The organism is Streptomyces uncialis (genome assembly GCF_036250755.1).
In the GTDB taxonomy this organism is placed as follows: Bacteria; Actinomycetota; Actinomycetes; order Streptomycetales; family Streptomycetaceae; genus Streptomyces; species Streptomyces uncialis.
In genome coordinates, this window is the sequence record NZ_CP109583.1 from 4,150,111 (window position 1) to 4,172,053 (window position 21,943).

General features: G+C 72.9%; 19 protein-coding genes. 8 read left to right on the forward strand and 11 right to left on the reverse strand.

All coding sequences use genetic code 11. The features are described 5' to 3' along the window. Positions 1–13: 13 nt before the first annotated feature. Positions 14–631: a GNAT family N-acetyltransferase gene (locus tag OG711_RS17000; protein ID WP_329559655.1), complete on the reverse strand. Its 618-nt coding sequence runs from the start codon at positions 629–631 to the stop codon at positions 14–16. Between the two features lie 260 nt (positions 632–891). Between OG711_RS17000 and OG711_RS17005 the strand changes: the two genes are divergently transcribed. After that, entirely contained in the window at positions 892–2,070 is a 1,179-nt protein-coding gene (locus OG711_RS17005) for a flavin-containing monooxygenase (RefSeq protein WP_329559656.1), read from the forward strand. Between the two features lie 420 nt (positions 2,071–2,490). Here the strand turns inward: OG711_RS17005 and OG711_RS17010 are convergent, their stop codons facing one another. Beyond that, positions 2,491–2,727, reverse strand: coding sequence for a hypothetical protein (locus OG711_RS17010; protein WP_329559657.1), 237 nt, complete (start codon positions 2,725–2,727; stop codon positions 2,491–2,493). A 49-nt stretch (positions 2,728–2,776) separates the two neighbouring features. Between OG711_RS17010 and erm the strand changes: the two genes are divergently transcribed. Both erm and OG711_RS17020 read left to right on the forward strand, forming a co-directional pair. Then, positions 2,777–3,520: a 23S ribosomal RNA methyltransferase Erm gene (erm, locus tag OG711_RS17015; protein WP_329559658.1), complete on the forward strand. Its 744-nt coding sequence runs from the start codon at positions 2,777–2,779 to the stop codon at positions 3,518–3,520. A gap of 203 nt (positions 3,521–3,723) precedes the next feature. Then, positions 3,724–5,298: an alpha/beta hydrolase gene (locus OG711_RS17020; protein WP_329559659.1), complete on the forward strand. Its 1,575-nt coding sequence runs from the start codon at positions 3,724–3,726 to the stop codon at positions 5,296–5,298. Between the two features lie 163 nt (positions 5,299–5,461). Here the strand turns inward: OG711_RS17020 and dapF are convergent, their stop codons facing one another. Together dapF and OG711_RS17030 are read right to left on the reverse strand one after the other, a co-directional pair. Then, entirely contained in the window at positions 5,462–6,511 is a 1,050-nt protein-coding gene (gene dapF, locus OG711_RS17025; protein ID WP_329559660.1) for a diaminopimelate epimerase, read from the reverse strand. A gap of 327 nt (positions 6,512–6,838) precedes the next feature. Further along, positions 6,839–8,209 (reverse strand): MFS transporter, encoded by a 1,371-nt coding sequence (locus OG711_RS17030; protein WP_329563864.1) that lies wholly within the window; start codon positions 8,207–8,209, stop codon positions 6,839–6,841. A 320-nt stretch (positions 8,210–8,529) separates the two neighbouring features. Here OG711_RS17030 and OG711_RS17035 point away from each other — a divergent pair, with 320 nt between their 5' ends. Continuing rightward, positions 8,530–9,561 (forward strand): GlxA family transcriptional regulator, encoded by a 1,032-nt coding sequence (locus tag OG711_RS17035; protein WP_329563866.1) that lies wholly within the window; start codon positions 8,530–8,532, stop codon positions 9,559–9,561. Here the strand turns inward: OG711_RS17035 and OG711_RS17040 are convergent. From OG711_RS17040 to OG711_RS17055, 4 genes are all read right to left on the reverse strand, one after another. Beyond that, a complete protein-coding gene (locus OG711_RS17040) occupies positions 9,484–10,776 on the reverse strand; it encodes an MFS transporter (RefSeq protein WP_329559661.1) in 1,293 nt (430 codons plus the stop codon). The two genes, OG711_RS17035 and OG711_RS17040, sit on opposite strands and share 78 nt — an antisense overlap. 222 nt (positions 10,777–10,998) lie before the next feature. Then, complete coding sequence (locus OG711_RS17045) at positions 10,999–11,472, reverse strand: ATP-binding protein (RefSeq protein WP_073783594.1); 474 nt, start codon at positions 11,470–11,472, stop codon at positions 10,999–11,001. Positions 11,473–12,196: 724 nt separating this feature from the next. Continuing rightward, positions 12,197–12,709 (reverse strand): EF-hand domain-containing protein, encoded by a 513-nt coding sequence (locus OG711_RS17050; protein ID WP_073783592.1) that lies wholly within the window; start codon positions 12,707–12,709, stop codon positions 12,197–12,199. A gap of 257 nt (positions 12,710–12,966) precedes the next feature. Next, a complete protein-coding gene (locus OG711_RS17055; protein WP_073785374.1) occupies positions 12,967–13,347 on the reverse strand; it encodes an STAS domain-containing protein in 381 nt (126 codons plus the stop codon). 453 nt (positions 13,348–13,800) lie between these two features. On the opposite strand from OG711_RS17055, the gene OG711_RS17060 reads away from it, so the two are divergent. Both OG711_RS17060 and OG711_RS17065 read left to right on the forward strand, forming a co-directional pair. Beyond that, the gene (locus tag OG711_RS17060) at positions 13,801–14,373 is read left to right on the forward strand and encodes a sigma-70 family RNA polymerase sigma factor (RefSeq protein ID WP_073783590.1); all 573 of its coding nucleotides are present in this window, start codon (positions 13,801–13,803) and stop codon (positions 14,371–14,373) included. After that, positions 14,370–15,839, forward strand: a complete 1,470-nt coding sequence (locus tag OG711_RS17065) for an MDMPI N domain containing protein (protein WP_329559662.1) — start codon at positions 14,370–14,372, stop codon at positions 15,837–15,839. The genes OG711_RS17060 and OG711_RS17065 overlap by 4 nt, the downstream gene beginning before the upstream one ends. Positions 15,840–15,981: 142 nt before the next feature. Here OG711_RS17065 and purU read toward each other — a convergent pair whose 3' ends face one another. Together purU and OG711_RS17075 are read right to left on the reverse strand one after the other, a co-directional pair. Beyond that, positions 15,982–16,854, reverse strand: coding sequence for a formyltetrahydrofolate deformylase (gene purU, locus OG711_RS17070; protein WP_073785372.1), 873 nt, complete (start codon positions 16,852–16,854; stop codon positions 15,982–15,984). A 112-nt stretch (positions 16,855–16,966) separates the two neighbouring features. After that, on the reverse strand, positions 16,967–17,467 hold the full coding sequence (locus OG711_RS17075) for an SCO4402 family protein (protein WP_073785370.1): 501 nt from the start codon (positions 17,465–17,467) through the stop codon (positions 16,967–16,969). Between the two features lie 118 nt (positions 17,468–17,585). Here OG711_RS17075 and OG711_RS17080 point away from each other — a divergent pair, with 118 nt between their 5' ends. Then, entirely contained in the window at positions 17,586–18,968 is a 1,383-nt protein-coding gene (locus OG711_RS17080) for an ABC transporter substrate-binding protein (protein ID WP_329559663.1), read from the forward strand. Between the two features lie 216 nt (positions 18,969–19,184). On the opposite strand, the gene OG711_RS17085 is transcribed toward OG711_RS17080, so the two are convergent. Beyond that, positions 19,185–20,558 (reverse strand): hypothetical protein, encoded by a 1,374-nt coding sequence (locus OG711_RS17085; RefSeq protein ID WP_329559664.1) that lies wholly within the window; start codon positions 20,556–20,558, stop codon positions 19,185–19,187. Between the two features lie 380 nt (positions 20,559–20,938). Between OG711_RS17085 and OG711_RS17090 the strand changes: the two genes are divergently transcribed. Then, positions 20,939–21,817 carry a hypothetical protein gene (locus OG711_RS17090; RefSeq protein WP_329559665.1) on the forward strand — a complete coding sequence of 293 codons (879 nt, stop codon included), beginning with the start codon at positions 20,939–20,941 and terminating at the stop codon, positions 21,815–21,817. The last annotated feature ends 126 nt before the right edge of the window (positions 21,818–21,943 follow it).

Here is a 21,943-nt window from a genome sequence, read left to right on the forward strand (position 1 = left end):
GGTCCGCCGAGGGCTACACGGGGGCCTCGTCCGTGGTGAGGCGGCCATGCAGGTGGACGTCCCGGAACGCGTCGTGCCGTCCCTCCGCGAACATCGCGTCCCGCAAGGTCCCCTCGTACCGGAAGCCGACCGCTTCGGCGATGCGGCAGGACACGTCGTGTCCCAACGCGTGTCCTAGTTCGAGCCGGTGCAGGCCGCGATACCGGAACGCCCAGTCGGTGGCCAGGGCGAGGGCCCGTCGCGCGACACCCCGGCCACGGGCTTCCGGCAGGGTCCAGTAGCCGACGAGCGCGACGCTCATCGTGTCGTTGATGTTGTTGATGCCGACGTGCCCCAGGATCGCGCCGGTCTCCTCGTCCGTGACGCAGAAGGCCGCTTCCGTGCCCCGCGACACGTTCTTCGAACGCGCACGCAGCGAGACGCGGGCGTCGGCCAGATCCTTGACGAGGATCGACGGGGTGTTCCACCGCAGGAACTCCGGATCGGAGAGCCCGCGCAGATAAGCGTCCAGGTCCGCCTCGGCGTCCGGACGCCAAGGGCGCAGCACCAGGCCCCGGCCTCGTAGGTCGGGGAGGGGGACCGTCTCCGAGCCTGCCGGAATCGCGTCACTCTTGTCACTCGTGTCACTCATGCGTTCATTGAACATCTATCAGGTGATCACAGCGAAGGAATTTTCGGTCGGCGGGCCGCAGCCACCGCGCGGCCAGCGAGACGCGTGCCGGATAGCGACGTGACCGGATACCGACGTGCCCGGACACCGACCGGAACCGGTCGCCTTCGGGGGGCGCTTCCTCCCGGACCGACACCTTCGCGGAAGTCCGTGATCAATTCGCAACGCATTCCGGTCTTGACCGAGACCAATCAACTCAGGACGTGATTACGCTCGCGCTCATGGCCCACTCCGCAGACCACGACAAAGCCGCCCTGCTCCGCACGTCGGACCGCCCGGTCTACGTCATCGGCGGAGGTCCCGGCGGGCTCGCGACGGCCCACGCGCTGCGGTCGCGAGGGGTGCGCGCGGTCGTCCTGGAGAGGTCGGACGGGGTCGGCTCCTCATGGCGCGGCCACTACGACCGGCTGCGGCTGCACACCACGCGCAGGCTGTCCTCATTGCCGGGCCTGTCGATCCCCCGGTCGTTCGGCCGCTGGGTGGCCCGCGACAACGTCGTGCGGTACCTGGAGAAGTACGCCGAGCACCATGAGCTGGAGATCATCACCGGTGTGGAGGTCAATCGCGTCGACCGGGCGCCCGACGGGGACGGCTGGCTGCTCAAGGCCTCCGGTGGCCGCGAGCTGTCCGCTTCGGCGGTGGTCGTCGCCACCGGCTACAACCACACACCGCACCGGCCGGACTGGCCCGGGCACGACACCTACAAGCGGACACTGCTGCACGCGTCCGCGTACCGCGAGCCCGGACCGTACCGGGACAAGGATGTCCTGGTGGTCGGCGCGGGCAACACAGGTGCCGAGATCGCCGTCGACCTGGTCCAAGGGGGCGCGGCACGGGTGCGGCTCGCCGTACGCACCGTCCCGCACATCGTGCGCCGCTCCACCGTGGGATGGCCCGCCCAGGCCGGGGCCATCCTGTGCCGCAGGCTTCCCGTGGTCCTGGTGGACCAGTTGGCCCGGGTGATGGCCAAGGTCAGCGTGCCGGACCTGACCGCGCGGGGGCTGCCCCGGCCACGGACCGGCCTGTACTCGCGGGTGCGGCAGGGGGCGCTTCCGGTGCAGGACGTCGGCTTCGTCGAAGCAGTCCGCGCCGGACGCGTCGAAGTGGTGGCGGCTGTCGAGTCACTGGACGGTGACCAGGTCGTCCTCGCGGACGGCACCCGCGTCGACCCCGACGCCGTGATCACCGCGACCGGGTACGAACGGGCTCTCGGCGGCCTCGTCGGCCACCTCGGAGTGCTCCGGGCCGACGGACGACCGCTCCCGCACGGACGCCGTTGCGCGAAGGACGCGCCCGGCCTCTACTTCACCGGATTCACCAATCCGATCAGCGGGATGCTGCGGGAGCTGGCGAAGGACGCCGACCGGATAGGCAAGGCGGTCGCACGAGCCTCGCGCTGATTCGGGCACCGCGGTTGAGTCCGCCGTCCCGCACTCCCGCGCAAGCCCCCACCACCGCGCCGCCCGCCCCACGCACCGCCCGCCCCCGCTCCGCCCCATCCCGCCCAACAGGGGGAACCGGGTCGCGGCCCCGAACCGGGAAATCCATTTGAGCCCGTGCTCGATGGCGCCTAACGTCCTGGACCATGTGTGGAATCTCAGGTGTCGCAAGCATGGCAGCAACCCGATTCCGTCGCTTCTAGCGGCGGCGTCCCCACTCCTCGTCGGTCCTCGCCGACCACGGCCGGCCCCATGGGCCTGTGCCGGTCCGCGCTGATCCCGTAGACGAGACGTACCGCCGTTTCCGAGCGACCCCGCCGGACGGCCCTTCGTGCTGCCCGGCTCACCTCGAAGCCGCGGAGTTCCCGTGCCCAGGCACCATCAGCCCTCCTCCCCCGACCGCCGCACCCCGTCCCATGACCGGGCCCGCACCCAGCCCAGGCCCACGCCGTCCGGGTCCGGGTCCTCGTCCTTGTCCGCATCCGCGTCCAGGTCGCGTTCCGCGCCCCGGACCGAACGCCGGGCCGAAGCCGACCCTCGCCGTACCGCCGGCCGCGGTGCGGGCACCTCCAGCGCCCCCACCGATCCACGTACGGCGAACGCCCCCGAACCACCCACCGCTCCCGGCTCTCCCCTCGCCCCTGTCTCACCGGGCGGACGGCACGAGTTGGGCCAGAACTTCCTCGTGGACCGGGCCACGATCCGCGCCTTCGTGGACCTCGTCGCCCGCACCGACGGGCCCATCATCGAGATCGGTACGGGTGACGGCGCGCTGACGCTTCCGCTCCAGTCCCTCGGCCGGCCTCTGACCGGAGTCGAGATCGACCCCCGCCGGGTGGAACGGCTACGGCGGCGCACGAACCCGTCCACCACCCTGGTGCACGCCGACTTCCTCCGCTTCCGCGCACCGGCCACCCCGCATGTGCTCGTCGGCAACCTCCCTTTCCACGAGACGACCCCGATGCTGCGCCGCGTACTGACCTCGTCCGGCTGGACCGACGCTGTCCTATTGGTGCAGTGGGAGGTCGCGCGGCGACGGGCCGGTGTCGGCGGGGCGACGATGATGACCGCGCAGTGGTGGCCCTGGTACGCGTTCCGGCTCGCCCGCAGGGTTCCCGCCGCCGCGTTCCGTCCTCGTCCGAACGTCGACGGGGGACTCCTGACGGCCACCCGCCGGGCCAGGCCCCTCGTCGCTGCGTCCGACCGCGCGGGGTACCAGGAGTTCGTACGACGGGTGTTCACCGGCAAGGGCCGCGGCCTCGAACAGATCGCCACGGCCGCGAGCCCCTCGCTGTCCCGGCGCGCGGTACGGGCATGGGCCGCTCGACACCGCGTCGCGACGGGCGCGTTGCCGAAGGACCTCGACGAACAACAGTGGGCGGCGCTCTACCGCATGACATCGCGCGAATGACACGCCCGCTCCGCATCGCGCCCGCTCCGCCCGCACCCCCTTCGGCGCCGGGAAACCTTCGGGCAGGGCATCCAACCAGGTCAAATCGCGCATCCGAACTCACGTACGCCGTACGCCCGTTAGCCTGTCCGACGACCCCGCGGTCCGTCCCTCCGGACCACTGAAGAGCGCCATTCACCATCCCAGCGAACGAAGGCACTCCAATGCTCCTGAGACGAAGAGCGACCTCCAAGATCGCCTTGGGCGTCGCCGCGGTACTCGCCCCCACACTTCTCAGCACCACGGCAGCGGCCACCCCCACGGCCGACCCCGGCTCGTCGGTGAACGTAGCGGCCACCGCGTCGGCCGCCATGTCCTCATTGACCTGGCGGGGCTGCGACGCCGACGTCCCCGCGACCGTCGAGTGCACGACCCTCGACGTGCCTCTCGACCACCGCAAGCCGAGCGGCAAGAAGCTCGAACTGTCGCTGTCACGGATCAAGGCCGCCGACCCGGCCAAGCGCCGCGGTGTCCTGCTCTTCAACCCGGGTGGCCCCAGCGGCTCCGGGCTCTTCTACCCCCTCGCGCTGAGCGGCCTTCTGCCGCAGTCCGTGAAGGACCGGTACGACCTGATCGGCTTCGACCCGCGCGGAGTCGGCGCCAGCAGTCCTCTCGCCTGCGGGACGACCACCGCCGACGAGCGGCTGACGTACCGGCCGTACAAGGACGCGACGTTCGCCAAGGATGTCGCCTGGGCGCGCGACATCGCGCAAGGGTGCCGGAACCTCAACAAGGACACGCTCCCGCACATCAGCACCCGCAACACGGCACGCGACATGGACATCATCCGCGCGGCCCTCGGTGAGCGGAAGATCTCGTACTTCGGGCTGTCGTACGGGACCTATCTCGGGTCTGTGTACACCCAGTTGTTCCCGCAGCGGGCCGACCGGTTCGTCCTGGACAGCGCGGTCGACCCCAAGCGGGTCTGGCGCAGCATGTCGCAGTCGTGGGCGGTGCAGGCGGAGACCGCGTTCGACCGCTGGACGGCGTGGACCGCCCGCGATTCGGCGCGGTACGGATTCGGTGACACACCCGCCGAGGTCGAGAAGCTGTTCTGGGACATCGTCGCGCGCGCCGACCGGGAGCCGCTCGACCTCGGCGGGACCGTGTTCGACGGTGCCGAGGTCCGCGAGTACATACGCTGGCAGATCACCCACCCGTCGGTCGCCGCCGACACCTTGGGGCTGCTCCGGGACGCCGCGGCGGGCAAGCCCGTCCCGACCTTCCCGACCTTCGTGCCGACCGACAACGAGCTGGCGAGCTATCTCGCGATCATGTGCGGTGACGCCCGCTGGCCCACCGACCCGGCCGTCTATCAGGCCGACTCCCGGCGCGACAGTGTCCGCTATCCCCTGTACGGCGACTCCGTCTCGAACGTCTTCCCGTGCGCCTTCTGGGACCGCCCGCTCGAAGCGGCCACCAAGGTCGACAACAAGGTCCCCGCGCTCATCGTCCAGAACGAATGGGACTCGCAGACCCCTCTGGTCGCCGCGCAGGGCCTGCGCCGGGCGTTGAAGGGCTCCCGGCTCGTCACCGTGGACGAGGGGCAGGGCCACGGCGTGTACTCGCTCGGGATCAGCACCTGCGCCGACGAGCACACCACGACGTATCTGATCACCGGACGGCTTCCCGCCCGGGACGTCACCTGCGCGGCCGACCCGCAAGCCGCGGCCGACTCCCGGTCCGCCTCGCCGAACCCCGCCCCGGTACCGGCCCGCCTCCCCTTCTCCGGCCGCTGACCCCGGCACACGGATGACCCGGACCACGCGGACCGCCTGAGAGCACCCGGACCGTCCAGAATCACTCGGATCGCCCAAGGGCACCCGGACCCGTCCAGGGGCACCCGGACAGTCCAGACGCACACAGCGCCCTCCCGCCGGCCAGGCGGGAGGGCGCCCGCTCTCAGAACGCGGACGCGGCGGGCTCCAGCGTCGTCTCGACACCCGCTTCCTTCAGCGCCACGAGGTTCTCGCCGTTGAACGCGGCGAAGGCGTGGATCTCGTCCGTGAACACAGTGCTCTCGTAGCGGACGGGCCCCTCGCCGAGCAGCGCCGACGGGTCGAGCTCGGTCGCGTACACGTTCGTCGCGTTGCCCTCCAGGACCGGCTGCCACCGGTCGCCCTCGACCTGCATCCAGCTCCGGGCGACCCCGCCCGGGTTGCGGACGACGACGGGCGTGCCCGGCTCGACCCGTCCCAGGCGGGACAGCACCGCGCGGGAAGCGGCGACACCCGAACCGCAGGACGGGGTGAGGCCCGCGCCGCGCTCGAACGTCCGCACGAACACCTCCGTCGCGGCCAGGGGGCGTACGAAGGACACGTTCGCGCCGATCGGGAAGCTGCCCGCCGCCCGCGCCACACGGGTGCCGGTGGTGATCAGCTCGGTTTCGTCGTACGCGTCGTACGCGCCGCCCCGCCCGTCCGTACCGTCCTCGCCGCCCAGCACGGTGATCAGATGCGAGTTCGGCACGGCGACGGCCGAGACCCGGCGGGTCGGGTGGTAGGCGGACAGCGTCTCGTCCACGAACGGCCACGCCACGTCCGCGACGATCGGCTCCGCCGGGGTGAAGTCGACGGGCGGCAGCTCCACGGACACCCGGCGTACACCGTGCCCGCTGGTCTCGGCGGCGCGCACGGTGAACGCGTACGGGCCTGTGCGCAGGACGACCGATTCGGCCTGGTAGCGGTCCAGCAGCAGACGGCCGGCACCGCGCATGCCGTTGCCGCACAGCAGGGACGCGGAACCGTCGGGGTTGAAGAAGTGGGCCTGCGCGCTGCCGTCACGGTGGTCGTCGATGAAGTACACGCCGTCGGCGCCCAGGCCGTTCTCCCGGTCGCACAGCAGCCGCACCGCACGCTCGACGTCACCCGGTGCGAAGTGGTCGGTGGGGGCGCCGTCGATGACGAGGATGTCATTGAGGCTGCCGTGCGTCTTGGTGATCGACAGAGCCATGCCGCTGTTCCGTTCGTCGTCCGTGAGCCGTGGTGCGACCTGCGCGGCGGGGGTACGGGAGACACCTCCGGGTCGGCGCCTCCGGGACGGTGTCCCTCGGGTGGCCTGCACCGATGGTGCCGCCGGTCGGCCGTCGCCGTGCCGGTACGGAGGGCCACCGGTACACCCGGGGCCACCCTGTTCTCGCAAGTCTAGGGCCGCGCCGTTTGTTCCCCCGATTCGTTCCCCCGGATGCTCCTCCGGCTGTCCCCAGGCAGCCCGGACGGCCCGGCCGGCACGGGCACGCGGCACGGGCACGCCGACGCCGGATCAGGCAGGTCAGGCAGGTCAGGCAGGTCGAGCCGAGGGCACGGGCTTTCGGCGGATCATCAGCACCATCAGCGCGGCAGCCGCGCACAACGCCCCCGACGCGTACCAGACCACGTCGTACGACCCGAAGACGTCCCGCGCGGCCCCGCCGAGGAAGGCGACCAGGGCGGCGCCCACCTGGTGGGAGGCGAGCACCCAGCCGAAGACGATCGCGCTGTCCTCGCCGTAGTGCTCGCGGCACAGCGCGATGGTCGGCGGCACGGTGGCGACCCAGTCCAGCCCGTAGAAGACGATGAAGAACAGCATCGGCGGCTGTACCGACGGAGCCAGCAGCATCGGCAGGAACAGCAGCGAGATCCCGCGCAGCGCGTAGTAGACCGCCAGCAGCCGCCGGGACTCGTAGCGGTCGGTGAACCATCCGGAGGCGACGGTCCCGATCACGTCGAAGATCCCGATGAGGGCGAGCAGCCCGGCCGCAGCCGTGATCGGCATGCCGTGGTCGTGCGCCGCCGGGATGAAGTGGGTCTGGATCAGACCGTTGGTGGACGCCCCGCAGATCGCGAAGGAGCCCGCGAGCAGCCAGAACGGCCCCGTGCGCGCCGCCGCGAACAGCGCGGACACCGCCCGCCGCGCCGCGCCCCGCACCGGTGGCGGCTTGGGTACGAACTCCGTCGCGCCGTAGGGCGTGGCTCCCACGTCCGCCGGGTGGTCCCGCAGCAGCAGCCAGACGAACGGCACGACGGCCAGCGCGGTCAGGGACACCGTCACGGCGGCGGCACGCCAGGCGTGGTTCGCCACGATCCAGGAGAGCAGCGGCAGGAAGATCAGCTGACCGGACGCGGCGGCGGCCGTGAGCAGCCCCGTCACCAGGCCCCGGCGCGCGGTGAACCACCGGTTGGCGATCGTCGCGGCGAACGCCAGGGCCATCGAGCCCGCGCCCAGTCCCACCAGCAGACCCCAGCCGAGGACGAGTTGCCAGGGCTCGGTCATCCACACCGTGGCGCCGGACCCGACGGCGATCACGGTCAGCGAGGTGGCGACCACCCGCCGGACGCCGAAGCGGTCCATGAGCGCGGCGGCGAACGGGGCCGTCAGCCCGTACAGGGCGAGGTTCACCGAGACCGCGAGCCCGATCGTGCCCCGTGACCAGCCGAACTCCTCCTCCAGTGGATCGAACAGCAGCCCCGGCAGCGACCGGAAGGCGGCCGCCCCGATGATCGTCACGAACGCGACGGCGACGACGAGCCACGCGCGGTGGACTCGTCGCCCCGCGCGGAGCCCGGGATCGGGATCGGGACCGGGCGTCGACACGGGACCGGGATCGGGACCGGGGGTCGACACGGGACCGGGACCGGAAATCGGCACAGAGCCAGGACCGGGAGTCGACATGGCGCTGGGGCCGGGACCGGGGGTCGGCACGGTCCGCCGTGGGGGGTCCGAGTGGTCGGCGGGGGCCGTCGGGTCCGGGGTGCCGCCCGGTGGAGTGGTCGCTGCCTGAGTCACACATGACAGCCTCCGTGCACATGACACCTCGGACGAGTGGCCCGAAGGCCAGCGTTCACTAGGATCGGGCCATGGCTCCCCAGCGCCCCGAGTCCCGGCCTTCCCCGCCCCGGACCACCTGGCCCCGAACCTTCGTAGCCGAACCAGCGGCGGCGCCGGGCCATGACCCGGTACCGGACCACGCCCCCGGCCCGGCACAGCACCCGATGCGGGACCAAGTCCCCTGCCCGCCACGGGACCCGGTACCGGTCGCGCCCCCGCACCGCGTGGTCGTCCTCGCGCTCGACGGCGTCCTGCCCTTCGAACTGGGCATCCCCCAGCGCATCTTCGGCCGCGCGCGGGATGCCGCCGGGCGGGGGCTGTACGAGGTCGTGACCTGTTCGGTCCGGGCCCCGGGGCCGGTCCGCGCGGAGGCCGACTTCTCGATCCTCGTGGAGAACGGACCCGAGGCCCTCGCCACCGCCGACACGGTCGTGGTGCCCGCCTCCTACCAGCTGGGGCCCGTCTTCGAGAAGGGCGAACTCACCGGCGAACTGGCCACCGCGCTCGGGTACGTCCGCCCGGGCACCCGGCTGATGTCCATCTGTACGGGTGGCTACGTCCTCGCCGCGGCGGGCTGGCTGGACGGCCGCCCCGCCACCACCCACTGGTCCTCCGCCGACCACTTTCAACGCCTCTTCCCCCGGGTCGAGGTCGACGCGGACGTCCTGTTCGTCGATGACGGTGATGTGCTCACCTCCGCGGGGGTCGCCGCCGGCATCGACCTCTGTCTCCATGTCGTACGCCGGGACCACGGCTCCGCGGTCGCCAACGACGTGGCCCGCCGCACCGTCGTCCCCCCGCACCGCGACGGGGGCCAGGCCCAGTACATCGAGAGGCCCGTGCCGGAGCCCCGGCTGGCGACCACCGCAAGCGCGCGGGCCTGGGCCCTGGCCCGGCTGCACGAGCCGCTCCAGCTCCGGGACCTGGCGGCCCGCGAGTCCATGTCCGTACGCACGTTCACGCGTCGGTTCCGTGAGGAGGTCGGGGTGAGTCCCGGTCAGTGGCTCACCCACCAGCGTGTGCAGCGGGCCCGGCATCTGCTGGAGTCGAGCGCCCTGTCCATGGACCAGGTGGCTCAGGACGCCGGGTTCGGGACCGCGCAGTCCATGCGCCAGCATCTACAGGCCGCCCTCGGTGTCACGCCCACCGCGTACCGGCGCACCTTCCGGTCGGGCACCGCCCTCCCCGCGCGCTGACGACGCTCCACCGCCGGACCCGGCGAGCGGGGACGACCCCGCGCCACACCGCACCCGTGCGGTCAACCGTCGTTCGCCCACCGCGGCGACAACGATCAGCACCGCGGTGAGCCCGACGCCGGCGAGCATCGCGCCGGACGGAGTGGTGACCCCGAGCAGGACGCCCGCGAGGGACCCCGCCGCCGCGTATCCGGCGCCCACCGCCGCGTACATCAGCGAGTAGCCGGCGGCGACCGCGCTGGGCGGCAGCACCTCCCGCAGGGACAGGTTGCGCGCGAGCAGGGCGCCCGCCTGGAGGACACCGCCACAGGCCAGGGCGACGGCGAGAACCACGGTGTTCGGGACCAGGGCCACGACGATCACGCAGGTCAGGAGGCCGCAGAGCAACACGAGACCCTGCGTGGGCAGCCGCCCCGGCCAGCTCCGCAGCCCGTACACGTACGCCCCCGCCGCCGCGCCCACGGACAGCCCCGCGAGCAGCGGCCCCGTCCAGCCCACACCCACACCGCGATGCTCCAGGAGGGCGGGCAGCACCAGCTCGGCGAGGGCCAGCGGGGCGAGGCCGGCCGCCCCGAGCACGTACACGGGCCAGACGCGCGCCATCAGCCGCGCCATCGGCTCGCCACCCCGGTCGTCCGGATCCGAGGTCCAGCCCGGGGGCAGCAGCCACAGCCCCACGACCGACGCGCCCATGAAGCCTCCGGCCAGCAGCAGCGGCGTGGCGGGTGCCACCCCGAGGGCGAGTCCGGCGACAAGGGCCGGGGACGCGGCCCACACCGCGTTGGTGAGCATGGACTCGACGGACAGCACCTGGGTGACCGCCCGGTCGGGGACGAGGGTGGTCAGCAGCGCGCGCAGCCCGCCCGGCGCGGCAGCGGGTGCCGCGCCCGCGACGAAGGCGAGCACGCCGAGCACGAGTGGGTGCCCGCCCGGCAGCAGCCCCAGCCCGACGAAGGCCGCCGCGCCCACGCACAGCCCGGCGGCGAGATGCGGTCTGGCCCGCTCGGACCGCATCCGCATCCCGAGCAAGGGCGCGCCGACGATCTCCCCGACCACGTACACGGCGGCGAGCGCGGCGCCCAGGGTGTATCCGCCGGGCCGCTCGCGCACGAAGAAGACCAGGGCGAGAGGCGCCATGGCGACGGGCAGCCGCGCGCCCACGGCGACCACCGCCCAGGCGCCCACGGCCTTCGAGACGACCTCGCGATAACTCATGCCTCGAAGCTAACGGGCCCCGCCGACATCGGTCCCCGACCCTGTGGATAACTCCCAACGACCCACTGCCGCCTGCCCTCTGACACCTGGCGCCGCCCACCGCCGACAGACGGCAGACGGCAGACGGCAGACGGCAGACGGCGATCAGGTGGATCAGCGAGCCGGACGGGCCCGACAGATCGGGCCCGACAGACAGGTCAACAGGTCAGACAGCTCAACAGGTCAGACAGGCCGGACCGCTTCGTAGGTGAAACCGAAACCGTTCCGGAGCGAGTTGCCCGCCCCGGAGCGGTCCACCTCGCACCAGATCCGCTTGCCCGACCCCTCGCGCTGCCAGCCCCACCGGTCGGCGAGCCCGTCGACGAGTTCGAGGCCACGTCCGCCCGTCTCGTCGCCCTCGGCGTGCCGGGGACGCGGTGGCCGCGCACAGGAGTCGGCCACCTCCACCCGGACGGTCTCGGGCTCGGTCTCCGCGTCCGGACCGCGTCCGGACAGCAGGATGCGCAGCACAGCGGGGCATCCGGTGTGCACGACGGCGTTGGTGACCAGCTCCGACACCAGCAGGATGAGGGTCTCGGCCAACGGCTCGTCCGCCGCTATGCCCGAACCGGCGAGCCGTGACCGCGCCCACCTCCGGGCCCGCCCCACCTCCGAGGGGTCAGGCCGGACTTCCAACTGCACCTGAAGCACCTGCACCGCTCACACCATCCGAACCGGCGGACACATCGCCTCGCGCCTCCCAAGGGTCACGGAACGTGATCCCCTTACGAAACAGCATGGTTGACGTACAGTCACCCCAACAAGCGCTTCGGGCATATTCCAGCGCGAAGGAGTACGCGTGCGGCATACTGTGCGACGCTCGCCGGAGGGGGTCGAACAAGAGGGCGTGAGACCGCCCCTTGTGCGAGGAACGGGACACAACACCAGGTCCGGCGCCGCCTCAGAGGCAACACCGGAACGACTCGGCCACAGGTCCGCTCGCATCTCACACAAGGTACCGGAGCCGACACCTGTCCCGGCATCGCGACGAGTCATACGAAGGACACAACCCGGTATCGACACTGCGTGACCCCTGTGCGTACGCCACGCAGCACGCTTCCGCTCCCGCCAACACGCAGAGTGAACCCTTCCCCTTCGCCTCCATGGCCCCCGCGACAGGCCATGCGCCTACGGGGGCGCGGCGACGCGGGGTTCGGAACGACACCGGTCGAGGGCATGGCTCTTGGCCCGGCACATGTCCAACTCGGCACTCGCGCCGGGATGTCACTGTCCAGGTCGGCTCAACGCCCGCGCTGCGGTGGGGTGATCGATCCCGGGGCCGGTTTGCCCGGAGGCGTCTCTCGGACGCCTCCTGACGCGTTCAGCCGGGCCGGAAGGGCGTGTTTGCCCCCGGGAAGCTCGGAAGGCAGGTGCGGCCCGGCTACTCCGGGACCGTGAAGTAGCGGGCGAAGGCCGTGACGACCTCCCGCTCGGTGATCCGGCCGTCCGCGTCCTGGTCGAGCGCCTCCGCGACGGCCTTGGCGGACGCCTCTGCCACGCCCAGGCAACGCAGCGCCCGCACGACCTCGTGCACGGTGGTGGCGCCGTCCGCGTCGGTGTCCGCGACGGCGAGGGCCGCGTGCAGGAAGGGCCGGGCGATCTCCGCGAAGCCCTCCGGGTTGTCCCGCAGCCGCTTGACCGCGCTGTTCACGAACTCCCCGCGCGTGATGCGCTGGTCACCGTCCCGGTCGGCGATCCCCGCCATGCCCTGCCAGAACGCCTCGGCACCGATGTACAGGGCCTGCCCCTTGTCGCACCGCGCGGGCGTGCCGAACTCGGTGAGCAGGGTCTTGGCCGCGGAGCTGAAGTCCTCGCGGTCGATGTAGCCGTTGCCGTCCTGGTCGAAAGTGGCGAACCGGGCGGCGATCCTGCGCTCGTTCTCGGTGCTGACCATGGGTTATCGGGCCGCCTCACGTTACGGGTTGCGGTTGCTTCCGATCGGGAGCGTACGTCCTCGGCGGTGCCGCCGGGCCGGGAACCCGTCGCTTGTGGCAAGACCGTGGGGTTTGCGGTACGGCACGTACGGCGGCCACCTCGGACGGTCATGGAGACGGCTACCGCGCGCGGGCACACCTCTTAGGCGACGCGCACACCACGTCGTCCCGGTACGCACCGACGCGCACACCACGTCGTCCCGTACCGGGGCGGGCGCTACGCGGACAGCGGCTGCGTCCGCTCGCTGACGGCCGACTCGACGTCCGGGTACACGTCGAAGAGGCGACGGACGCCGAGCGCCGCGAGCACACGGTTGACGTGCGAGCCGTCGACCGCCCCGCGCGCGGGGAGCGTCAGCCGCAGCCGTCCCTGACAGGACCGGATGAGGCGCCGTGTCGCGATCAGCACACCCACTCCGCTGGAATCGCAGAAGAACACGTCGGAGAGATCCAGCACGAGAGCGTGCCGCCCCTCCGCCACCACGTCGCGCACCCGCTGCCGCAGCACCGGCGACGTCAACAAGTCCAACTCGCCCGACACCCGCAGCACGGCCCAGTCGCCCTGCTCCTCCTCGGTCACCCTGAACGCCACGCCCAGCCCTTCGTCCGCCGAAACCCGCCCCATGTCCGGAACTCCCCGACGTGCGGCCTCGTTCCCTCTGTGACACGACCGACGGACCGAACAGACCACCGGCACATGCCCCGGACCGCGTCCACCTTCACGCACCTAACCGGAAGCGGTTCCTACGATTTCATGGCGCGACTGCCCGATAGCGCCTCCATGAAACACATGTATTCAGATCGTGAAGAGAAGTATTCGACCTGTCACGATCACATTCGGACACTTGCAATCAACGTCCGGCAAGACCCCGCGACAAGGGCCGAAAAACCCCCTGGACCGGGCCACCATCTGCGGATTTACAGGAAATCTCATAGAGCAAAGGGGCATGCGCGACCCCTCCGGCCGACTACATTCGGGGGTGCGGTGCGGAGATATCCCGCCCGCGACGACAACGCAGGGCGCCGGGCACGACCGTGGTGAGGGGACGGTATGGCGAAGGACACTCCGCCGCGCTGGGACCGGAAGATGCAGCAGCGGCTGGGGCGCGGCGAAGCGGCCGCGCTCGGCGAGCTGTACGACCGGTTCGCGTCCCTGGTGCACGGTCTCGCCCATCGCGTCCTCGGGGACCAGCAGGGCGCCGACCGGATCACCCGTGAGGTCTTCACGCACGTGTGGGAGCACCCCGACTCCTACGACCCCAAGCAGGGCCCGCTGCGCACCTGGATCGCCGCCCTGACCCACCGTTTCGCCGTCGAGCGGCTGCGGCGGGCCGGGACCGCCGCCCTCGCCGACGGCAGCAGCGGCGGCACCGACGATCTGGAGCGCAAGGTGCGCCACGCGTCGGCGACGGCCCGCGCGGACTACATCGTCGCGTCCATGCCCCAGCCTCTGCGCACCGCCCTTGAGCAGGCGTATTTCCAGCGCCGGGACTACCACCAGACGGCCGCCGAGCTCGGGGTCACGGCCGACGAGGCCCGCCGAAGACTCCGGCTCGGCCTGCAACTCCTGGCCACCGCCCATGACACCTCGGGCACCCCACCCGAACCGGGGAGCACCTTGTGAACGACCCGGAGCGGCCCGCCCCCCACGCCGGCCCCGGCGACCGCCACCGCGCCCACGACGACCAGGACGGCACAGCGGTGGACGGCGGTGACGGCGGTCCCCGGGACGGCTCCGCGGCACCCGGCACCGACGCCCCACGCCCACTCGGCACGGACCCCGACCCCGACCCCGACGGGCGGACGTCCGCCCCACGCGCACCGTCCCCGCGCGCCCGCGCCGGAACGGCCGCCCCGCACCCGCCCGGCGCGCCGCCGACGGAACAGGACACCCCCGAGCGGCACCCCGCACACCCCGCGTCCCCCGAGGCACCCGCGTCGTCCGGACCGCCGACGCACGGCGTCCTGAAGTCGCTGCTGGGCGCGTGGGCGCTCAGCGCGTGCTCACCCGGGGAGACGGCCGCCGTCGAGCGGCATCTGGGCGAGTGCGGGCTGTGTGCCGCGGAGGCACTGCGGCTGCGGGACGCCGTGCGGCTGCTGCATCCCGCGGAGACGCTGGACCTCGACCCGGGGCTGCGGACCCGGGTCCTCGACAGCTGTCTGGGCCGCCGTCCGCCGCGTATCCCGGTGCCCGGGTGGGCCACGCCCTACGACGCGGAGACGGCCCGGCTCGACGCGCTCCTCCAGGACTTCGGGGACGCCGAGTGGCAGACGCCCGTCCGGCTGCGCTGGTACGAGGACTCGCGGCCCCACAGCCGCGGGACCACCGTCGCGGGGGTCATCGCGCATCTGCTGACCGTGGACGGTCTGGTGGCGGGCGCGCTCGGGCTGGCCGACCCGCTGCACGCGCGCGTGCGCGCCGCCGGGAGCGCCGACGGCCCGGCCGGGCCCGCCGCGCGCACCGAGGCGTACTGGGCCGCCCTGCTCGACCCGCCCACGCGCGAGGTCCGCACCCCGTGGCGCGATCAGAGCCACGCGCTGGTGCGGACGGTGGCGTTCGCCGCCGGGGACGCCGCCCACGCGGCCGGGTCGTCCGGTCTGCTCCCCGTGTCGTACGGGGACTTCGAGCTGCCGTTGCGGGACGCCATGGTGGACCGCGCCTTCGAGTGCTGGGTGCACGCCACGGACATCGCCGAGGCCGTCGACTACCCGTACGGTCCTCCGGCCCCGCGCCATCTGACCCGGCTGATCGAGCTCGGCGCCCGGCTGCTGCCCACCGCGCTCGCCGCACGGCGTCGCGCGGGGCTCGCGTCCCCGCCCCGGCGGCTGGGCGAGGCGGGTGCCCCGGGGCGCAGTCTGCGCCTGGAGATCGAGGGCGCGGGCGGCGGCGACTGGTACATCCCGCTGGACTCACCGGCGGCCCTCGGCTCCGCGGACCACGAGGTCGCCCACATAGCGCTGGACGGCACGGAGTTCTGCCGGCTGGCCGCCGGACATGTCTCCCCGGAGGAGGCGGCCGCGGGCCAGAAGGGCGACAAGGAGGCCATCAGGGAGGTCCTGGCCGCCGCGGCGGCCCTCAGCCGTCTCTGAGCCCGCCCCGTCCCGTCCGGGGCGCCAGGAATGCCGTGGGCGCCCCCGGGGGCCGGGGGACAGGCCGTGGGCGCCCCGGAGCTCGCCGGGAGCACCGGGAGGGACCGGGGAACACCGGGCTCAGGGGGTCAGGGGTCAGGGGTCAGGGGAAGACGACCGTGCGGCGTCCGTTCAGGAGGATGCGCCGCTCGGCGTGCCACTTCACCGCGCGGGCGAGCGCCTGGCACTCCACGTCGCGGCCGGTCGCCACGAGCTGGTCCGGGGTGACCCCGTGGCCCACCCGCTCGACCTCCTGCTCGATGATCGGACCCTCGTCGAGATCGGCGGTCACGTAGTGCGCGGTCGCCCCGATCAGCTTCACCCCGCGCGCGTGGGCCTGGTGGTACGGCTTGGCGCCCTTGAAGCTCGGCAGGAACGAGTGGTGGATGTTGATGATCCGGCCGTTGAGCTGCTTGCACAGATCGTCGGAGAGCACCTGCATGTAGCGGGCGAGGACGACCAGCTCGACACCCTCCGCACGGACCAGCTCCAGCAGTTCCGCCTCGGCCTGCGGCTTGTTGTCCCGGGTGACGGGGATGTGGCGGAACGGGACGTCGTAGGAGGCGACGAGTTCCGCGAAGTCGGTGTGGTTGGACACCACCGCGACGATCTCCACCGGCAGCGCGCCGGTACGCGCGCGGAACAGCAGGTCGTTCAGGCAGTGCCCGAACCTGCTGACCATGAGGACGACCCGCATCCGGTCGTCGGCGCGGTCGAGCTGCCAGTCCATCTGGAAGGAGTCGCCGACGGCCGCGAAGCTCGCCCGCAGCTTGTCGACGGTCACCGGGGCCTCCGCCGAGAAGTGCACCCGCATGAAGAACAGGCCGGTGTCGTGGTCCCCGAACTGCTGGCTGTCCTCGATGTTGCATCCGGTCATGAACAGAAAGCTGGAGACGGCGTGCACGATGCCCTGCTTGTCAGGGCACGACAACGTGAGGACGTACTGATCGGCGGGGGCTGTGGCCTGCTCACTCATGCCGAACAGGGTCCCATACCGCATCCCCCGCGCGCGGGCGCCGGACCGCCGGCTTCCGGGGGGCGCGCGCTCACGCGGGTACCGGGCGGCCTCAAGCGGGTACGGGGCTGCCTCAGGCGGTGCGGGTCATGATCCGCAGCACCTCAAGGGTCCGCGGCGGCTGATCCGGGTCCTCGCCGTCGCTCGTCGCGAGCCGTACATGGGCCTCGCGCGCGGCGTGCACGGCCTCCGGCCACCCCGGGTGCTCCAGATACGCGGAGACGGCCGCGTCGGGCCCCACCTGGTGCATGATCTTCAGCACCCGCAGGACGGCGGCGTCGACAAGGGCGGCCTCGTCGGAGTCCCGGAAGATCGTCCCCACGTACTTCTCCGCGGACCAGTTGTCGAGCCAGGTGTCCTCGACGAGCCGGTACACGGCGTCGGTCACATCCCCGTAGCCGGTGTGCCCGGCGAGCCAGCAGTCGTGCTGGAAACCCGGGTCGGAGAGCATGTGCAGCGCGGAACGCACGTTGCTGCGCCAGCGCCACCACGGCATGTCGTTGAGTGGCATGCCGCCCATGGTGGAGGAGCGGCGGCCACGACGGGAAGGGTTCTCCGGACCTTGCACGGTCACCGATCGTACGTTCACCGGCCGGACGCTCCGCACGCTCCCCCTCAATTCACCTCCCCGCCGTCCGCCGTTGTCCCCTCGCCACTCGGGGGTTGGGAATGCGGCGCGAGGGTGCGGAACCATGACCGGTCGGCGACGCAAGCGCATCGATTCCCCCGCTCCGACCCGCCGTACCTGGGCGGAACGGCCCCCCGAACGCGCGGGGGCGGCCACCGCGTCCCCAGGGCCCCGGGGCGCGCGCGGCGTCCGGACCCGGCCGGTCGCGCTGTCCGCGTCCGCCCTCACGGTCTGCGGCGCGCTCGCCGCCGCCTGCGGTGTGATGCCCGGCACATCGGCGCCGTCCGCTTCCACCATCAAGGTCATGACCTGGGCGCCGGAGAACACCAGGGCCACCAACATGCCGGGGATGCCGGCGACGGCACGCGCGTACGCGCGCTGGGTGAACGCGGGCGGCGGCATCGACGGCCGCGATCTCCAGGTCGTCACCTGCAACGACACCAACGACTCCAGCGGCGCGCGGGACTGCGCGCAGCGGGCGGTGGACGAGGGCGTCGTCGCCGTCGTCGGCTCGTACAGCCAGTTCGGCCGCGCCACCCTCCCGACGCTGGAGGCGGCGGGCATCCCGTTCATCGGCGGCTACGGCGTCACCCCGATCGAGTTCACCAGCCCGGCGTCGTACCCGGTGCACGGCGGGCAGCCCGCGCTGATGGCCGGACTGGGACGCCAGCTCGCGGACCGGTGCGCCCAGGTGACGCTGGTCCGGCCCGACACCACCGCGGGTGACGCGCTCCCGCCGCAGATCGATGCCGGGCTCGCCGCCGGACGACGGGGCCCGGTGGACGATGTGCGCGCCCCGGAGGACGCGTCCGAGTACACCGCCGAGGCCCGGAGATCACTGACCCGGGCCCGTACGGAACCCGGGACCGGGAACTGTGTGGCCGCCGCGCTCGGGGAACGCACCCACACGTTCTTCGACTCGTTCCGCCGGATCCGCGCCGGGCACACGCAGGTGCGCGTCGGTTCCGTGATCGGCAGCGTGGACCAGTCCGTCGTGGACCGCGCGGGCGGCGCCTCGGGGCCGTACGAGGGGGCCCTGATCTCGGCGTGGTACCCGGTGGCCACGGACCGGCGCTGGGGGACGATGCGCGAGGTGATCAGGGAGCACGCGTTCGAGGACAACCGCGTCGACCCCACGGACGCGGGGGCGCAGACCACCTGGGTCGCCTACACCGTGCTGAAGCAGGTCGTGGAGTCCCTGGACGGCGGCGAGGTGTCCGCCCGGACCGTGCGCCGCGCCCTCGACGGAGGTCTCACGGTGGGGACGGGCGGTCTGACCCCGCCCCTGCGCTGGCGGTTCGAGGACCTGCTCGCGATGAACGACCATCCGAGGATCGTGAACGCGGACGTCACCTTCCAGACCGTCCGCGACGGCCGGCTCGTGGCGGCGCGACGGGGGTTCGTGAACGTCTCCGACATGCTGGAGCACTCCGGCCGACCGGGGTGAGCGGCCGTTGGCGAACACCCCTCGGTGGGCCTCCGCCGCGCCCGCCGGATCGCCATCCGGACGGAACGAGACGCTGTGCGGGCCGCTGCGGGCCTTCCGCGCCCGGCTGCTGACAGGTTGGGTGTTGGGCGGCCCACGGGGCCCGTACGGGCCGTCCAGGCGCCTTCCCGGGGGCCTGGACAGGGTCTCGCCGCCCCGGGAGACCGGCCGCCGGGGTCAGAGCTGGGTGGGCTGGCGGGGTGTCAGGCTGTACTTCTTCGCGATGGTGTTCCAGAGCGCGGACGCCTCACGCTTGGCCTTCGTGGCCTCGCCGCTGGCCCGGTTGCCCGCCCCGGCCTCCTTGGTCTGACGGGCCTTGCCCTTACGGCAGCCCCGGTCCGAGTCGACGCGCGCGGCCCAGTCGGCGTAGTGCTCGTCGGCCTTCGCCGACGCCTCCCAGGCCGTGTTCAGCGCGGAGCCGAGCCGGGCGTGCTGGGGCAGTTCACCGATCGGGAGTTCGGCGAGCCGGGTCACGAGGCCGCGGCGCTGGTCGGCGGCGTCCCGCAGATCGTCGCCCGCGTCGTCCAGGTTCTTGCACCGTCCGATGTCCGCGACGGCGCTGATCACGGTCGCGCGGCTGCCGCCGCTGTCCGCGAGCAGCTTGTCGAGTCCCTCGGCCTGCTGCCGCGCCGTGTCCTTCGGGCTGTCGGACGGCGACGGCCCGGTCTCCTCCGGCGCGCTCTCCTCCGGCACGGGTTCCGTCGCGGACACGGGCGCGCTGCCCTTGTCCTTCTTCTCGTCCCCTCCGCCGAGCAGGGTGCCCGCGCCGACGCCGACGACGACCAGCCCGACACCGAGGGCGGCGAACAACGGCACCTTCTTGTTCTTGCGGCCGGAGTCGCCGCCGCGCCCGGAGCGCGCGTCGCGGCGGTTCGCGGCACGGCCCTGGTGCGGGCCCGCCGCGCGCGGGGGGCCCGCCATGTGCGCCATGCCCGGGGCGTGGTGCGCGGGGGCGGGACGTGGCCCGGGGGCGGGAGGCGGTGCCTGGGCGGCGTTCTGCTCGTCGCTGCGGAAGAGGGCGTCGAACTCGGACGGCGGCGGGCGCTCACCGGGGGCGCCCGGGCGTATCCCGTAGGGCGCGCTCGTCGGCGTCGGCGGCACCTGCGGCAGATGCTGGGTGGGCGCGCTGTGCACGTCCGGCGCCGCGCCGCCGCCCGCGCGCGGGACGGTGCCCAGGTAGTGCGTCTGATCGACGGCGGGGGACGCCGGACCGGGGGCGGTGGGGGCCTGCCCGCGCGGGGCGGGGCCGGGCCGGGCGGGACCGGGTATCTCGGGGGGCAGGGCGCCCGGCAGTACGGGCGGGATCACCTGGGTCGCGCCGTCGTGGTCGGGCAGCGGGCCCGGGGCGGCGGGTACCGGCGGGATGATCCGCGTGGCCTCGGCGTCGCTGCCGTGCGCGGCGTGCGCCCCGGGACGGCCCGGAGCGGGCGGGGCCGGCGCGCGGCCGGGCGCGGGCGGCACCGGCGGTATGAGCTGGGTCGCCTGCGCGTCGGGCCCGTCGAGCGGGGCGGCGCCGATCGGCGGGATCAGCTCGGTCGGCGACTCGGCCACGGACGGCGGCCCGGCGTGCGCGCCGGACGGCCCGGGCGGTATCGGCGGCAGGTACTGCGTGGCCGGGGCGTCGCCGCCCGCGGCCGGGGGAACGCGGCATGTGTGCCGTGCGCGGGCCCGGCGGGCACCGGCGGGATCATCCGGGTGGCCTCGGCGTCCGGGTCCGGGCCCCCGACAGGCGGCAGAGGGCCCGCCGAGGGCGCGCGATGGGCACCACGGCCCTGCGGGGGCGGCGGAGGGTACCCGTAACCGTTCTGCGCCCCGTAGGAGCCCGTGGCGGGCTGCTGCGGCGGCGCGGGCGGACCGGGCGGGCCTCCCCAGCCCTGCCCGGCGGGCGGCGCGGGAACGGCGGACGGGAGCTGCGCCCCGGGATCGCCCCAGTGCCCCTGCTGGGCGCCGTGGTGACCCTCCTGAGCGGGCAGGCCCGCGTCATTCCCATGCCCTTGATGCGGCTGCTGCGCCTGATGCCCCGACTGGTGCGGAGCCTGCTGGTACTGCGGGGCCTGCTGATACTGCGGGGCCTGCTGATACTGCTGGCCGTGCTGGCCCTGTTGGTATTGCTGGCCGTGGTGCTGCTGGCCTTGGTGGTGCTGCTGGCCCTGCTGGTAATGCTGCTGGCCCTGCTGATGCTGATTCTGCTGGTACGGCGGGTGTTCCTGGTGCGACTGGTGCGGCAGGTGCCCCCCGTACCCCTGCGGCGCCTGGTACCCCTGCGGAGCCTGGTGGTTGTGGTGCCCCTGCGAGCCCTGGTGCCCCTGCGGCGCCTGGTGACCGTGCGGCGCCTGCTGGCCGTGCTGGCCCTGCTGGTCCTGCCAGGAGGTGGTGTCGGGCTGCGGCGCGTGGTGGCCCACGGCCGGCGGCAGGAGCGGTGCGCTTCCGTCGGCGGGGAGCACGATGCCCTCACGGGGCTGCCGTGCCGGGGAGGGATGCGCGTCCTCGCCCTGTCCGCTCTGCGTCACCGGGAACTCCTACGAATGGGGGAACTTCGGAACAGACGGTTCACGCTACCGGGTGCCCGGACCACCGTGCCACGTGGCTCGAAGTGGCCCCCTCCCCGTACTTCGCGAAGTATCACAACCTCCTTGCGGAACACCGTCAGCCCCCTGACACAGCCGGAGTTGACACCGGGTCCGGGTACGGAACGCCTGGTCCGCGGGGACTGGCGGCGCCGCGCGCGAGGACGTCGGGACGGGCCGTCGCACGGCCGGGGGGCACCGCGCCGACGGGTCACGGAAGCGGCCCCCGGGGAGCACCCGTGAGCCGCTTCCGTGACCCGTCTCACGCCGCGCGGTGGATCAGCGGGACGTGCGTCCGTCGTTCTCTTCCGCCGTCTCCGTCTCTTCCGCCGTCTCCGTCAGGCGTCTCGTCCGTTGGATGTCGTTCCG